This window comes from Hymenobacter aerilatus (assembly GCF_022921095.1).
Classification (GTDB): Bacteria; Bacteroidota; Bacteroidia; order Cytophagales; family Hymenobacteraceae; genus Hymenobacter; species Hymenobacter aerilatus.
Window position 1 is genome coordinate 2,614,600 of sequence record NZ_CP095053.1, and the last position, 15,184, is coordinate 2,629,783.

Genomic DNA, 15,184 nt, shown 5'->3' on the forward strand with positions numbered 1-15,184 from the left:
GAAGGACCTTCTCACGTGTGAACGATACTCGTAACAACGACTCGTTTATACGTGAGAAGGTCCTTCCCGCTGCTCAGGATGACAGACGCTTTGGTTAATGCCTCATACATCTGAAACAGCTAGGCGCGCTTATTGCGTACTCCATATCATGTTTCGCACCCCTTCTCTCGCTTCTCTTCTGGTGCTTGGCTCCTTTGCGGTGCAGGCCCAGCAGCCCCTACCCATCCCGCGCAACCTAGCCGACACCTACGCCAAAGGCACCCGCGCTGAAAGCGGCCTGCCTGGCCCTAACTATTGGCAGAACACCGCTGATTATACTATTAAGGTCAATTTCAATCCAACTACGCGCCTGTTAAAAGGCACCGTAGATATTGCCTACCAGAACAACAGCCCCGACTCGTTGCGGCAGTTGGTATTCAAGCTTTACCCTAACATTTACCAGAAAGGCGCGCCCCGCGACTCGCGCTTTTCCCCCGCCGACCTCACCGACGGCGTGCAGATTGAGCAGCTGACCATCAACGGCCAGGTCACCGACGAAAGCCAGCGCCGCATCGATGCCACCAACATGACGGTGCCCGTGCGCCAGGCCATTGGCCCCAAGCAAACGGCCCGCGTGACGGTAGCCTATTCCTACACCCTCAACAAAGGCTCGCACCAGCGCACTGGCGAAGTAGAGCCTGGGGCGGCCTTTGTGGCCTATTTCTTCCCGCGCATCGCGGTGTACGACGACATCGACGGCTGGAACCGCATTCCGTACACCGGCTCGGCGGAGCTCTACAACGACTTCTGCAACTTCAAGGCAGACATCACCGTGCCCAAGGATTTCGTGGTGTGGGCCACCGGCACGCTCACCAACACCCAGCAGGTATTGCAGAAGAAATACGCGCAGCGCCTGCAAGATGCGGAGCGGAAAGACGACATCATCACGATTATCAGCGCTGCCGAGGCCAAACGCAAGGGCATCACGGCAAACAACGCGCAGAATACCTGGCACTTTGAGGCCCAGGACGTGGTAGATTTCGTGTTTGCTACCTCCGACCATTATGCCTGGCAGGCCAGCAGCTTAGTGGTAGACCCCGCCACCAAGCGCCGCACCCGCGTAGATGCCGCCTACAATCCCAAGCATAAGGATTTTGAGGAGGTAGTACATTTTGCCCGCCGCACAGTGGAGGCCATGAGCTACACGTTTCCGAAGTGGCCCTTCCCCTACCCTCACGAAACCGTATTCGACGGCCTCGACCAGATGGAGTACCCCATGATGGTGAACGACAATCCCACCAAAACCCGCGAGGACGCCATCACCCTCACCGACCACGAGATCTTCCACACGATGTTCCCATTCTACATGGGCACCAACGAAACCAAGTACGGCTGGATGGACGAGGGTTGGGCCACCATCGGCGAGTGGATCATCTCCCCCCTCATCGACCCCAAGGTAGTGGACGAATACGGTGTGGCCCCCTACGCCCGCTCTGCCCACACCGAGCAGGATATGCCCATCGTCACGCTCACCACGCAGCAGTCGGGCGTGCCGTTCTACCTCAACTCCTACCCCAAGCCGGCGCTGGGCTACCTCTACGTGAAGGATATGCTTGGCGACGAGTTATTCACGAAAGCGCTACACACCTACATTCGCAACTGGCACGGCAAGCACCCCATGCCCTACGATTTCTTCAACTCGATGAACGCCGGGGCGGGCCAAAACATGAACTGGTTCTGGCAGCGCTGGTTTTTCGACAGCGGCTATCCTGACCTGGCCATCCAAACCGTGACCAAGCAAGCTACCGGCTACCAGGTTGTTGTAGCCGCCAAAGGCACCAAGCCCGTTCCTGTAGACCTCACCGTAACCTTCACAGACGGCACCACCACCAAATTGCACCGCTCCGTAGCCGCATGGCAGTCCGGCAATACCTCCGTCACGCTGGATATCCCTACCAACAAAACGGCCAAGCGCATGGTGCTGGGTAGCACCTACGTGCCGGATAGCTTTCCGAAGGATAATGTGTGGGAGGGTAGGTAGATTATGGGTATCTTACTAATGCTTGCGCTGCTATTAGCTACTATTGCTTGGTGTCGAGCTATGTTGGCGATAGTTATTACCTCTTCTCAAACAAGTCTAAAAGTAATATTCATCAGAATTTTCTTAGCTATTACGCTGATAATTTGGCCGATAATAATGTGGAGTACTACACGCAGTATATATACTTTCGGTCCGCCGTTCATCTATATGCTCTTTTCAGTTTTTGTCCCCTGCACTGTAGGTGAAATCCTATTAAGCTCTAAGACTAGAAGACCTAGAGGAAACCGTTTTTTCGTAGCACATTCACTATTTTTAGCAGTAAGTGTGGTCTTCCCTTTCATACTTACTTACTATTTCATAATGCCTGAAAGTATGAGTATACACGTCCTCCTAGGTTTAGAACCTTATCATTAAAAAAGGCCGCCGCAACCCACGTTGCGGCGGCCTTTTTATGTAATAGCACATCTATTCTACAAATGCGCAATCGGATCGGCGTTGCCGTCGGGGTCGTTTTTCACGGTGCCGCTGGTAGTGAAGCTCTTACCTCGTAGCAGCAGCACACCGGCCATGTGCGGGCTAGCCATAGAGGTGCCGCTGATGGTGTTGTACCCACCACCTAGCCAGGTAGACTGAATATTCACACCAGGCATGCAGTAGTCCACCGGTGGGTTGCCGAAGTTGGAGAAGGAAGCCCAGCTGTCGGAGCTGTTCATGGCCGAGATGGTGTAGATGTTGGGTCCATTCACGCGGGCGGGCGAGTGATTGTTAGCGTTGTCGGTTTCGTTGCCGGCGGCCAAGGCAAACAGTACCCCACCTTGCGAGGCGCGTAGCACGGCATCGTCCAGGGCCTGCGATACGCCGCCACCCAGGCTCATGTTGGCCACGTCGCCAGCTTTGCCGTTGGCCGCTACGTAGTCGACGCCGGCAATAACGCCGGAGTTGGAGCCGCTCCCGCGCGAGTCGAGCACACGCACTGCCACCACTGAGGCACCTGCTGCTACCCCTACCACCCCAATATTATTGTTGCGGGCCGCAATAGTGCCCGCCACGTGCGTGCCGTGGCCGTTGCCATCATCAGGCGACGTATAGCCTTTGCCGCTGGTGAGGAATGAGCGGCTGCGCGTGACGTCTACATTTAGGTCGGGGTGGTCTAGGTCAATGCCGGAATCAATTACCCAAGCTGTTTTACCGGTACCATCGCCGTAGCCTACCCGTGCAATGCCATAGGGAATGGTTTGGGCAGCTGGCGCAGTGCCTCCACCGCCTGGTTTACCCAGCGAAATCACTTGATCTTGCTCTATATACGCCACGCTGGCATCCATACGTAGCGCCGCAGCCTCGGCGGCCGTCAGCTTAGCCGAAAAGCCTTTCAACACGTGACCGTAGGCGTGGCCCACCGCTTGCTCGTTCAACCCACGCGCTTTCAGCAAACCATAGGCTTTGGCTTTCACTTTCCGCACTTTGCCTTCGTAGTTGTCGGCTGAAGTGGTAGCTACGGCATCCTCTTTCAACACCACAATGTATTGCCCGGGCAACACATCATCGGCTGATTTTGCATCGTTTGTCACGGTGGCTACTACCGGGTCCGAGGGCATTGCCATTTCGTCGGAGCAAGAAGACAAAGCCGCGGAGCCAGCCATTACTGTAGCTATTACTGCCCAAGAGGACAGACGCAAGTGATGTACTTTTTTCTGCATGATACTGAAACTTGGAGGAAAGGAAGGAATGAAAATAAGCGATGCACTTCCCACTCAAGTCATAATCAGAAATCGATTACGAACCGAATGGTCTCATCAAACTATCCCTTTTATTAATTTTTTCATATCATATTGCAGAAAATAATTCTGCTCTTATATTCAATAACCACTCTATTACTTTTGCACTTTAGCACGTTGGCTGCTTTCCTAGCAGCGTTGCGCTATCTTTGCATCCGTAATGAGTTGCTCCACCGCGGCGCCAGACGTAAGAATGGCGACGAGGAAAGTCCGGGCAACACAGAGCACCCTGCTTCCTAACGGGAAGGACTGGGAAGCGTAAAGCAACCCAGGACAGCCAGTGCCACAGAAAACTACCGCCGTTTTGGTAGGGTGTGGGGGTAAGAGGGTGGGAGTGCAAGAGGGTTTTCCCTCCTACCCTCTTACCCCCACACCCTCCTACCCTAACAAAAAGGTAAGGGTGAAAAGGTGCGGTAAGAGCGCACCAGCGGCCGGGTGACCGTGTCGGCTGGGTAAACCTCAGGGGTTGAAAGACCAAATAAGCGGACACGCCCCGGCCCTCGGGCCGAGGCACCGGGCGGCTCGTCCGGCGTCCGTGGGTAGGTTGATGGAGCCTTTCCGCGAGGACTGGCCTAGATAAATGGTGGAGGCGCGGCAACGCGTACAAAACCCGGCTTACAGACTCATTACCCACAACAAAAAGCCGCCGCAACTCTTGTTGCGGCGGCTTTTTTGCTTCCTACCCTCACAAGAGAGTAGAAACACCTCTACTTCTTCTTTGCAGCGCGGGCAGTTTTCACTTCTGCGGCCTGCACGGCACTGGCTTTATTGCCGAAGCTATTGCGCACGTAGGTAAGCACGTCGGCAATCTGCTGATCGGTCAGGAAGTCGTGGGCGGGCATCGCATTTTGGTAGGATTCGCCGTCGATATCTTGGTCTTCCATACCGTTGAGCAGCACGTTGATGAGGCGGGTTTTATCGCCCAGTACGTAGCTCGTCTTCGTAAGGGGCGGATTCATGTTCTGCACGCCGCCACCATCGGCCATGTGGCAGGTCAGGCAGTTTTGCGTGTACACTTTCTTGCCCGATGCCAATACCACCCCCGACACGGCAGCGGTGCCCGGCTTTGAGGTAGGCGTAGCAGGCTTCTTCTGGGCTAAAGCGGGTAGGGAAAGCAGCGCAAAAGCAACAATCAGGAAGGGAGACTTCATTATTTTTTGTTGTAAACGATACGGTAGATGGTGCCCTTCACGTCGTCAGAGACGTAGAGCGAGCCGTCGGGACCCTGAGCCAGGCCACAGGGGCGGTGGTCGGCACGGCCAGAAGCAGCTTTTTCAGGCGAGCCGGCAAAGTTGTCGGCAAACACTTCCCAGTTGCCACTGGGCTTGCCATTCTTGAAGGGCTGAAACACAACGAAATAACCTTTTTGCGGCTCAGGAGCACGGTTCCAGGAGCCGTGGAATGCAATGAACGCACCGTTCTTATATTTCTCCGGGAACATGGAGCCCGTGTAGAACAGCAGGCCGTTGGGGGCCATGTGCGCAGGGTAGGCCGCGGCCGGATTGATATACTTATCGTCCACGGTTTTCTTGCCGTCGCCGCCGTACTCGGGCGCCATCATCTTCTTGCTTATTTCCTGGTTGTAGTAGATGTAGGGCCAGCCGGCGTTATCACCTTTATTGAGGGCATACATGCACTCCGCTGGAAACTGCGCCGACTCTTTCTCGGTGTACTTATCCGGGAATAGCGTATGCAACTGGTCGCGGCCGTGCTGCATCACAAATAGCTGGTTGTCTTGTTGGTTCCAGTCCAGCCCTACTACGTTGCGAAGCCCCGTGGCGTAGCGCGTACCGTCGCCGTATTTCTGATTCAGCTTGTTGGCCTTGAACTGCCAGATGCCACCTGCCGAGTCCAGCACCGGGCAATTGGGCATACCCATGGAGCCGGGGCGCCGGTCGCGCTCCTGGCAGGAGTTAGAGAAAGCACCCACGTTCACGTAGATGTTGCCGTTGTTGTCGAGCACCACCGATTTGCTTTCGTGCTGGCGGCGGTTGATCAGGCCCGTCACGATTTTTTCGGGCTGGGTAGGGTTGGTCACTTCACCTTTGCTGTCGAGCTTGTAGCGGTACACGTCTTCGTCGGAAGAGGCGTATAGGTAACCGTCTTTGCTGTACATGCCCGTACCGCCGTAGCCGCCGAAGCCGCCCGTAACGGTAGCTTTGCCGGCACTACTGGGGCGCAGCACCAGAATGCCTTTGCCGTCTTTCACGCGGTTTAGCTTTACGTATACTACGCCCTGGGGCGTGACGGTAAGGTGGCGGGCCCGGCCACCGGTTTCGGCAGCTACCAGGGCGCTGAAGCCGGTAGGCAGTTTTAGCCCGGCATTATCGGCATCGGGTACTACCCGGTCGGGTGTGGTTAGCGCGTATAGCGCAAGGCTACCAACCACGGCGGCGGAGGGTAGCAAGAAACGAGTCAAGGTGTTTTTCATGGAATGGGTCGGTGAGTTTGCCAAGTAACGCGGGCGGCGGACGACGGTTGCTTTTACCGGCTTCGGGATAGGGGTAACGCGTCTAGGCATCCGCAGTCAGCATCGGTTGCAAGCTGCCGATTATTTCGGTGAGTTATATGCAAACTATACCTGCGCGAACGTTCGTATACAAAGCAGCAGTTCCAGCCAACCGCTACCCACCGGCTTTGGTTTCTGATACGAAGCCGCTACACGGCTGACCGCTGCTTTTTGCTACCTTCGCTCCCTATACGCATCACTCGCTCTCTTATTCGTTTCATGCCCCGTATTCTCATCATCGACGACGAAAAAGCCATTCGGAATACTCTAAAAGAGATTTTGGAGTACGAGAGCTATAAAGTCGACCAGGCCGAGGACGGCCCTACTGGCCTCGATATGCTTATCAAAGATAAGTACGACGTGGTGCTCTGCGACATCAAAATGCCCAAGATGGATGGCATCGAGGTGCTGGAGCGCGCCCAGATCGTGGCTCCCGACGCGGCCTTTATTATGATTTCGGCCCACGGCAACATCGATACGGCTGTGGATGCCACCAAAAAAGGCGCCTACGACTTCTTACAAAAGCCACCAGACCTCAACCGCCTGCTCATCACCGTGCGCAACGCCTTGGACCGCACCAAGCTGGTAGCTGAAACCAAGACGCTGAAGAAGAAAGTCGCCAAGAACTCGCAGATGGTAGGCACCTCACCGGCTCTTGAGACGGTGCGCCGGGCCATTGAGAAGGTAGCTCCTACCGATGCCCGCGTGCTCATCACGGGGCCCAACGGTGCCGGCAAGGAAATGGTGGCCCGCCAACTGCACGAACTAAGCGGCCGCAACAGTGGTCCCATGATTGAGGTAAACTGTGCCGCCATTCCTTCGGAGCTTATCGAAAGCGAGCTATTTGGCCACGAAAAAGGTTCGTTTACCTCGGCTGTAAAGCAGCGCATCGGCAAGTTTGAGCAGGCCGACGGCGGCACGCTGTTCCTCGACGAAATCGGGGACATGAGCCTCTCGGCGCAGGCCAAGGTGCTGCGGGCTTTGCAGGAAAACAAGATAACGCGGGTAGGCGGCGAAAAGGAAATTTCGGTGAATGTGCGTGTGCTAGCGGCTACTAACAAGAACCTGTTGCAGGAAATTGCCGACCGCAACTTCCGCGAAGACTTGTACCACCGCCTCTCCGTCATTCTCATTCAGGTGCCACCGCTCAACGACCGGCGCGAGGATATCCCGGCCCTCATCACCAAGTTCTTGGCCGACATTGCAGGCGACTACGGCAACAAGCCCAAGAAGGTAGATCCCGCCGCTATGAAGTACCTGCAAAACCTCGACTGGCGCGGCAATATCCGCGAGTTGCGCAACGTGGTAGAGCGCTTGGTGATTATGAGCGACGATACCATTTCCGAGAGCGACGCTAAAGCGTTTGCGGGGAAGTAAGTGGGTTACTAGTTAGTCAGAGCAAAAAAGCGTTTGTCATCCTGAGCGCAGCGAAGGACCTTATGACCGTAGAACGATAAGCGTACCAACGACTCGTTCCAAGGTGATAAGGTCCTTCGCTGCGCTCAGGATGACAAACGCTTTTTTGCTCTGACTAACTAGTAACTATCTAATAACTTACGCCATTTGATTGCACCCGCGCACGTCAGAATTATCCATCCTACCTAGTACCTCAAATGAGCCATCGGGGTGCATACGCGCTAAGTCTTTGGTTTCGATAAAAGCGCAGCTGTCCACGTTGGCGAGGTCGATGACGTTGAGGGCGCCGTCGGGGCGGTCCGTGCTGACGGAGAACGGGTCGCTAGGGTCGCGCAGGAGCACCCGCAGTTGGGCAGGCGCGTGGAAACGACCGTCGCCGAAGCTATAGGCCTGGCTCAGGAGTTCCGTCATACCGTACTCAGAGTGAATGCCAACGGGACCGAAGGCCTGTTGCAGCTCCTCGTGTAGTTCTTCGCGGATCATCTCGCGACGCCTACCCTTCATGCCGCCGGTTTCTAGTACGGTGAGGTTTTGCAGTTCGGGCGCCGGGCCGTATTCGGCAGCCAGGTCCAGCAGGGCGTAGCTCACGCCGAAGAGCATGATGCGGCGGCTTGGGTCGCGCTTTGCCTCGGCCAGGGTAGCCAATAGAGCGGCGTGGTCGCGCAGAAAGAACGCCTCGTGCTTCTGCCCGGAGCGGCGGGCAAAGTCGTCAATCATGGCCACCAGCGACGAATTGCCCTGCTCCAGATAGGAAGGCAGCAAGGCCAGAAACGTCCAGCTAGTAAGTGAGCCGTAGAACTTCTCGAAGATAAGGGTAGCATTGTCGCGGTAGAGTTGCGGGTCGCGGAGCTGGTGGCGGCTGCGCTGCTGCAGGGTGGTGCCGCTGCTCAGGAACAGCTCCTGCCCTACCCACGTCTGTGGCTCGGTGCGTACATCGTGCGTCTTGAAGAACTCGATGGGTAGAAAGGGAATATCGGTGAGGCGTTGCACGGTCTGCGGGTCGCGGCCCAGTTGGGCGAGGTAGGCGGCGTAGGGCGGACAGTGCACGGCCTGGTAGCGGAACAGGGTAAGAGCGGTTTCTTCTGCTTGCTCCACCGTGAGTTGGGGTAGGGCACGCAGGTAGGTTTGCCGGAAACTCATTAGTACATATTGGGGTTAGAATCGTACAACAAACAAACGCCCGCTTCGTTGGGAAATGTGTACCTTGTTGCCGTCTGAAACGTCTTTTTCGGGTCTTTCTTTATCGCCTTTTATGCTCACTACTCGTACGCTTGCACTGGGTGCTTCCTTCCTGCTGATTGGTGCCGGCGTGTCGTCGTGCCTCACCCCGCCCGACTATCCGGACACGCCTAGTATTGAGTTTAAAAGCATTACAGCCACGCGGGCCGAGCAAAATGGTACGCCGTACGATGCCGTGCGAGTTACGATTTCCTTTCGGGATGGCGACGGCGACCTGGGTCTGAATAATGGGGAAACCAGTCCGCCTTATAGTGAAACGAACAGCGACGGTACTAAGAATAAGTTTTACAACAACTACTTTTTCCAGCCCCAGATTTTACGGGGCGATACGTACGTTGACTACAACTTGGCTTTCCCTTACGACAGCCGTTTTCCCCGCATCACCTCCGACGACCGCAAAGAGCCGAAGCGCGGTACGCTGAATTTCGATCTGCAAGTCTTCGACAGCACCTTCCCAACCGGTTCCAAAATCCGCTTCAAAGTATCCATTGCAGACCGCGCCCTGAACATGAGCAACGAGGTGGTGACGGATCCAATTACAGCAAAATAGAAGTAACTCGTACAACGCCTGGCCAGCAGCAAACTCCCGCTGGTCTTTCCCAGTCCGATGCCTTTTGGTGTCGGACTGTTTGTTTTTTATCCTATGCGATGCAAATGGAACAGGAAAGCACCGGCCCGGCTCTATAAGAGCCGGGCCGGTGCTTTTGCCCTAGTAAATAGCCGGAAACTGCTTGGGGTTGGTTTCGTGCAGCAGCTCATATACTGTATCGAATACGTCTTCGGCGTTGGGCTTGCTGAAGTAGTCGCCGTCGGAGCCGTAGGGTGGGCGGTGGGCCTGGGCCGAGAGGCAGCGTGGCTGCGCATCGAGGTGGCGGTAGGCCTGCTGCTGGTCCAGCACCTGCTGCATCATGTAGGCTGTAGCACCGCCGGGTACGTCTTCGTCGGCAAACACTACGCGGCTGGTTTTGCGCAGGCTGTCGGCGATGATGTGCTGGGTGTCGAAGGGTAGCAACGTCTGCACGTCAATCACCTCCACCGAAATGCCTACCTCGGCTAGTTGCTGGGCTGCGTCCAGTACAATGCGGCACATGGAACCATAAGTCACCACCGTCACATCGATACCTTCGCGCAGCACCTCAGGCACACCCAGGGGTAGGGTAAACTCACCCACGTTAGTTGGAACCTGCTCTTTGAGGCGGTAGCCGTTCAGGCATTCAATCACAAGAGCCGGCTCGTCGGAGCGTAGCAGTGTGTTGTAGAAGCCCGCCGCCTGCGTCATGTTGCGCGGCACCAATAGCTTCATCCCGCGAATGGAACCCAGCACCATCTGAATAGGCGAGCCGGAGTGCCAGATACCTTCTAGCCGGTGTCCGCGCGTGCGTACAATCAGGGGCGCTTTCTGCCCGCCCTTAGTGCGGTATTGCAGGCTGGCAAGGTCGTCGGAGAGAATCTGGATGGCGTAGAGCAGATAGTCGAGGTACTGCACTTCGGCAATAGGCCGTAGGCCGCGCAAGGCCGCACCAATGCCCTGCCCCACAATAGTGCACTCCCGAATGCCAGTGTCCGTCACGCGCAACTCGCCAAACTTGGCCTGCAAGCCCGCAAAGGCCTGGTTTACGTCGCCGATGCGGCCTACATCTTCGCCAATGGCGAAGATGGTAGGGTCGCGGCGAAAGTTGGCCTCAAAACACGCCTGCAGCACCTCGCGGCCGTCTACGGGCGGAGCGTTGCGGGCAAACTCGGCGGGCACTTCTTCAATATTGGTGGTGGCATGCTCGCTCTGGCTGTGCAGGTAGGAGTTGTAGCGGTCGGCGTTGTCGGCTTCGGCTTGCTCCAGCCAGTTCAGCAGGTCGCGGCGGGCGGCACTGCGCTGGCCGCGCACCTGGCGCAGCACCCGGCGCACCGTACGCATAATATCGGCCCGAATAGGCGCGGGGTTGAATTGCAGCCCCGATACCAGTTCGCGCAACTGGTCTTCGGTATTGGTTTCAAGCAGCAGGGCATCAAGCAGCTTCACTGCCTCATCGCGCTCCTGCTTGATGGGGCTGAAGAAGGCGTTCCAGGAGGCAGTACGGGCCTGCTTCACGGTTTCTTTGGCTTCTGCTTCTATGCGGTCCAGCTCGGCTACGGTGGCGTGACCTTCTACCAGCAGCCACTCGCGCATCTTGCGCAGGCAGTCGTGCTCTTCTTCCCAGCTCAGGCGCTCCCGGCTCTTGTACCGCTCGTGCGAGCCGCTGGTGCTGTGGCCCTGGGGCTGCGTCACCTCCGTTACGTGGATGAGCACGGGCACGTGCTGGGTGCGGCACACTTCGGCAGCGCGCTGGTAGGTGTCAATAAGGGCGGGGTAGTCCCAGCCTTTCACTACAAAAATCTCGAAGCCGTCCTGCCCCTCGCCTTCGCGCTGAAAGCCAGCCAAAATAGCCGAAATGCTTTGCTTGGTGGTCTGATACTCGGCTGGCACCGAAATACCATAGTGGTCGTCCCATACCGACATCAGCATAGGAATCTGCAACACACCGGCCGCGTTGATGGCCTCAAAAAACACCCCCTCGGAGGTACTCGCGTTGCCGATGGTACCGAATGCTACCTCGTTGCCTTGGGTGGAAAGCTCCGTGAACTGGTGCAGCTCGGGGTTCTGCCGAAACAGCTTGGAAGCGTAAGCCAGCCCTACCAGACGCGGCATCTGGCCTGCCGTGGGCGAAATATCAGCTGAGGAGTTTTTGCTGGTCGCTAGGTTCCGGAACTGGCCATCCTCGTCGAGCAGGCGGGTGCCGAAGTGTCCGCCCATGCTGCGGCCGGCCGAAGCGGGGTCGGCTTCCGCGTCGGGGTTGGCGTAGAGCTGCGCAAAGTATTGCTGCAAGGTCAGCTCACCGATGGCCAACATAAAGGTCTGGTCGCGGTAGTAGCCGGCACGCCAGTCGCCGGGCCGGAAAGCACGGGCCATGGCCAGCTGGGGCAGCTCCTTGCCATCCCCGAAAATGCCAAACTTGGCTTTACCCATAAACACTTCCTTGCGGCCAGCCAACGAGGCCTGTCGACTTTCCCACCCCAGGCGGTAATCGTGCAGCAAGTCTTCCCGGCGCAGAGCAGTTGCGGTGAGCAGGTCGGCAGTTTCAGGAGTAGTAGACATAGAAAAGCAGAAAAAGAACAGAAGTACGGGTGGGAATATAGGAGGGAGTAGATGTAGGCCAATGCGGCACACAAAAGTACGGAAAATGCCGGGGCAGGAGAATGCGCCCCCTTACCGCCCGTTTCGTTGCTGTGCCGGTCAGCTAGTACGTATCTTTGCCGGAACTGACTGCTGCCGGTTTAAGTTACGCTCTCTGAGAGACTTTTGCGCCGCGAGAATTTTTCTTTTACCACTTATCTGCTACTTATGCCTGTTCCTTTACGCTTCGTGGCCAGCTTGCTGCTGTGCCTAGCTGGCCTCGCCACGACGGTCCACGCCCAGGGCATCATCACCTTTCAGGAGGAACTATATGATTTTGGGAAGGTGCCCGAGGGCACGGTGGCCACGCACGAGTTCAAGTTCAAGAACACCGGCAACCAACCCGTGGTGATTGGCAACGTGCAAGCTAGCTGCGGTTGCACCACGCCGGAGTGGACGCGCACGCCCATCCTACCCGGCAAGATGGGCGTGGTGAAGGCTATGTATAGCAGTGCCGGGCGGCCGGGCGTATTCAACAAGACCATCACTGTTACTACCAACACCAACGCGCCCAGCACAGTACTCACCATAAAAGGCACGGTGCTGAACAAGGAAGAAATTCGCAAGTCGCTTACGCCGGCCGAACTGGCGGCTGCGCCGAAGGCCGTGGTGGCCCAGCCGGTGCACAACTTTGGCCGCATCGAGGCCGGCCAGCAGCCGGTGGCCCGCTTCGTGGTGCAAAACACGGGTAAGCAGGATCTTGTGTTCAGTGGTATTTCGTCGGGCTGCTACTGCATTGGGTTCAAAACGCCACCGGGTCCTATCAAGCCCGGCCAAAGCGGCACCCTAGACATCATCTACACCCAGCGCAAGCTTGGCGCGATGGTTGACGAAGCCACCCTCACCAGCAACGACCCACGTAGCGACCTGAAGCTGACGCTGAAAGCCGAGGTAGTGAAAAGTCTGAACGCTGCCAGCCTAGTGAAAGAAAGCGACGTGAGCGTTCCGTTTAAGTAGTGATGTTTAGAGGGCAAGCTATGAGTTTGACGTTCTAATGAAGTGAGTGCCGAGTAGTGCACAGGCCGCTTTATATAGAACGTCACCCTTCACAACTTCACCACTGCTGTATATTTGCATTTCCATTTCCCATTTCTCTTATTTTTTCTTTTCTGCCATGTTAATCGGCGTTCCGAAAGAGATTAAAAACAATGAAAACCGCGTGGGTCTGACGCCCGCCGGCGTTGCCGAGTTGCGCAAGCACGGCCATACGGTGTACGTGCAGGCCACGGCTGGTCTGGGCAGCGGCTTTCAGGACGCCGAGTACCAGCAGGCAGGCGCCGAACTACTCCCAACCATTGAGGACGTGTACGCCACGGCCGAAATGATTATCAAGGTGAAGGAGCCGATTCAGCAAGAGTATGCGCTGATCAAGGAAGGTCAATTGCTGTTCACCTACTTCCACTTTGCCAGCAGCGAGGAGCTGACCCATGCTATGCTGGAGCGTAAAGCCGTGTGCTTGGCCTACGAAACTGTGGAGTTGCCCTCGCGCGCCCTACCCCTGCTGATTCCGATGAGCGAGGTGGCTGGCCGCATGGCCCCCCAGGAAGGCGCCAAGTACTTGGAGAAGCCGCTGAAAGGCCGCGGTATCCTGCTGGGCGGCGTGCCCGGCGTGAAGCCCGCGCACGTGCTAGTATTGGGCGGTGGCATTGTGGGTACGCAAGCAGCTAAGATTGCCGCTGGTTTGGGCGCGCAGGTGACCATCATGGACATCAGCCTGAACCGTCTGCGTGAGCTGGATGACATCATGCCCAAAAACGTGTCGACGGTGTACTCGAACGAGTACAACATCCGCGAGGCTATCAAAACCGCTGACCTCATTGTGGGCGCTGTGCTAATTCCGGGTGCCAAAGCACCCCACCTCATCACCCGCGACATGCTGAAGGACATGAAGCCCGGCACCGTACTCGTCGACGTGGCTGTGGACCAAGGTGGCTGCATCGAAACCTGCCGCCCCACTACGCACGAAGACCCTACCTTCATTATTGATGAGGTGGTGCACTACTGCGTGGCCAACATGCCTGGCGCAGTGCCCTACACCTCTACCCTAGCCCTCACCAACGCTACCCTACCCTACGCCGTGAAGCTGGCGAACCAGGGCTGGCGCGTGGCTTGTTTGCTCAACGAAGACCTGCAGAAAGGTCTGAACGTGGTGAATGGCGAAGTGGTATACAAAGGCGTAGCCGATGCTTGGGGCCTACCCCTGGCCAGCGTTGAATCGGTGCTGAAGCCTATGCCGACGCCCGTTGCGTAAGCTGCTTTTGACATAGTAGCATTATTGAATACTAGAACGTCATTTCGAACAGCGGGAGAAATCTCGCGTGCTGACGCCAGGTGGTAATCACCGGAGCACGCAAGATTTCTCCCGCTGGTCGAAATGACGTTCTCTTTTGCTTGTCTTTCAACATGAAAGGAGTTATTTACCAAGGCGAGCCGGTGTCGGACGCCGCTACGTTTGCCCGCCTACCCCTGGCGTTGCAGAACTACCTGTTGCAGTGCAACGGCCTGCTGGCCTATCAGGGCGGCCTGCACCTGCGCGGCTGCTGCCAAGCGCCTGCGTGGCACTCGCTACGCCATGCCTGGGAAGGCGAAACTGCGTTATCGGCTCGCTACCAGAAAGTGCGTCCCACCGATATACCGTTTGCCGAGGATTACGCCGGCAACCAGTTCCTGCTGCGTGGCGAAGAAGTGGTGTTTCTGGACGCTGAAACTGGCGAAATTGCCTACCTCCAGGTTGACTTCGAGAAGTTTATTGCGGGCGTAGAGAAGTTTCCGCAGCAGGCGCTGGGGCTTGAACTATTGATTTCCTACCTGAAAGGCGGCGGGCACCTGCGCCCCGGCGAGCTGCTGAGCATACAGCCGCCGCAGTGCGTGGAGGCGCCCAACCAGCAACGCACGCTACGCCCCCAGCCCACCGCTGAGCGCCTAGCGTTTCTGGCTGACTTCTACCGCCAGATCCGCAACCTCCCCGATGGGCAGGCCCTGCGCATTTCGCCTTCCTCTGACCAATAGCCGCGCCT

General features: G+C 56.9%; 11 protein-coding genes and 1 other RNA gene. 7 read left to right on the top strand and 5 right to left on the bottom strand.

Annotated features, from left to right (window positions below):
- Positions 1–148: 148 nt before the first annotated feature.
- A complete protein-coding gene (locus MUN82_RS11190; RefSeq protein ID WP_245090170.1) occupies positions 149–2,020 on the top strand; it encodes a M1 family metallopeptidase in 1,872 nt (623 codons plus the stop codon).
- A 470-nt stretch (positions 2,021–2,490) separates the two neighbouring features.
- On the opposite strand, the gene MUN82_RS11195 is transcribed toward MUN82_RS11190, so the two are convergent.
- A complete protein-coding gene (locus tag MUN82_RS11195; RefSeq protein WP_511184976.1) occupies positions 2,491–3,717 on the bottom strand; it encodes a S8 family serine peptidase in 1,227 nt (408 codons plus the stop codon).
- Positions 3,718–3,952: 235 nt separating this feature from the next.
- Between MUN82_RS11195 and rnpB the strand changes: the two genes are divergently transcribed.
- An RNA gene (gene rnpB, locus MUN82_RS11200) (RNase P RNA component class A) lies at positions 3,953–4,429 on the top strand.
- Between the two features lie 73 nt (positions 4,430–4,502).
- Here the strand turns inward: rnpB and MUN82_RS11205 are convergent.
- Positions 4,503–4,946 carry a c-type cytochrome gene (locus MUN82_RS11205; protein ID WP_245090174.1) on the bottom strand — a complete coding sequence of 148 codons (444 nt, stop codon included), beginning with the start codon at positions 4,944–4,946 and terminating at the stop codon, positions 4,503–4,505.
- Positions 4,946–6,226 (bottom strand): PQQ-dependent sugar dehydrogenase, encoded by a 1,281-nt coding sequence (locus MUN82_RS11210; protein ID WP_245090175.1) that lies wholly within the window; start codon positions 6,224–6,226, stop codon positions 4,946–4,948. Before MUN82_RS11210 ends, MUN82_RS11205 begins: the two co-directional genes overlap by 1 nt.
- A 297-nt stretch (positions 6,227–6,523) precedes the next feature.
- Here MUN82_RS11210 and MUN82_RS11215 point away from each other — a divergent pair, with 297 nt between their 5' ends.
- Positions 6,524–7,681: a sigma-54-dependent transcriptional regulator gene (locus tag MUN82_RS11215; RefSeq protein ID WP_245090176.1), complete on the top strand. Its 1,158-nt coding sequence runs from the start codon at positions 6,524–6,526 to the stop codon at positions 7,679–7,681.
- A gap of 177 nt (positions 7,682–7,858) precedes the next feature.
- On the opposite strand, the gene MUN82_RS11220 is transcribed toward MUN82_RS11215, so the two are convergent.
- Positions 7,859–8,860: an acyl-CoA synthetase family protein gene (locus MUN82_RS11220; protein ID WP_245090177.1), complete on the bottom strand. Its 1,002-nt coding sequence runs from the start codon at positions 8,858–8,860 to the stop codon at positions 7,859–7,861.
- Between the two features lie 112 nt (positions 8,861–8,972).
- On the opposite strand from MUN82_RS11220, the gene MUN82_RS11225 reads away from it, so the two are divergent.
- The gene (locus tag MUN82_RS11225) at positions 8,973–9,509 is read left to right on the top strand and encodes a hypothetical protein (RefSeq protein ID WP_245090179.1); all 537 of its coding nucleotides are present in this window, start codon (positions 8,973–8,975) and stop codon (positions 9,507–9,509) included.
- Positions 9,510–9,668: 159 nt separating this feature from the next.
- On the opposite strand, the gene MUN82_RS11230 is transcribed toward MUN82_RS11225, so the two are convergent.
- Positions 9,669–12,089 carry an alpha-ketoacid dehydrogenase subunit alpha/beta gene (locus tag MUN82_RS11230; protein ID WP_245090182.1) on the bottom strand — a complete coding sequence of 807 codons (2,421 nt, stop codon included), beginning with the start codon at positions 12,087–12,089 and terminating at the stop codon, positions 9,669–9,671.
- A 246-nt stretch (positions 12,090–12,335) separates the two neighbouring features.
- On the opposite strand from MUN82_RS11230, the gene MUN82_RS11235 reads away from it, so the two are divergent.
- The 3 genes from MUN82_RS11235 to MUN82_RS11245 all read left to right on the top strand — a co-directional run bounded on the left by MUN82_RS11235 (position 12,336) and on the right by MUN82_RS11245 (position 15,176).
- Entirely contained in the window at positions 12,336–13,124 is a 789-nt protein-coding gene (locus MUN82_RS11235) for a DUF1573 domain-containing protein (RefSeq protein ID WP_245090184.1), read from the top strand.
- A gap of 157 nt (positions 13,125–13,281) precedes the next feature.
- Complete coding sequence (ald, locus tag MUN82_RS11240) at positions 13,282–14,418, top strand: alanine dehydrogenase (protein WP_245090187.1); 1,137 nt, start codon at positions 13,282–13,284, stop codon at positions 14,416–14,418.
- Between the two features lie 152 nt (positions 14,419–14,570).
- Complete coding sequence (locus MUN82_RS11245) at positions 14,571–15,176, top strand: SMI1/KNR4 family protein (protein WP_245090190.1); 606 nt, start codon at positions 14,571–14,573, stop codon at positions 15,174–15,176.
- The last annotated feature ends 8 nt before the right edge of the window (positions 15,177–15,184 follow it).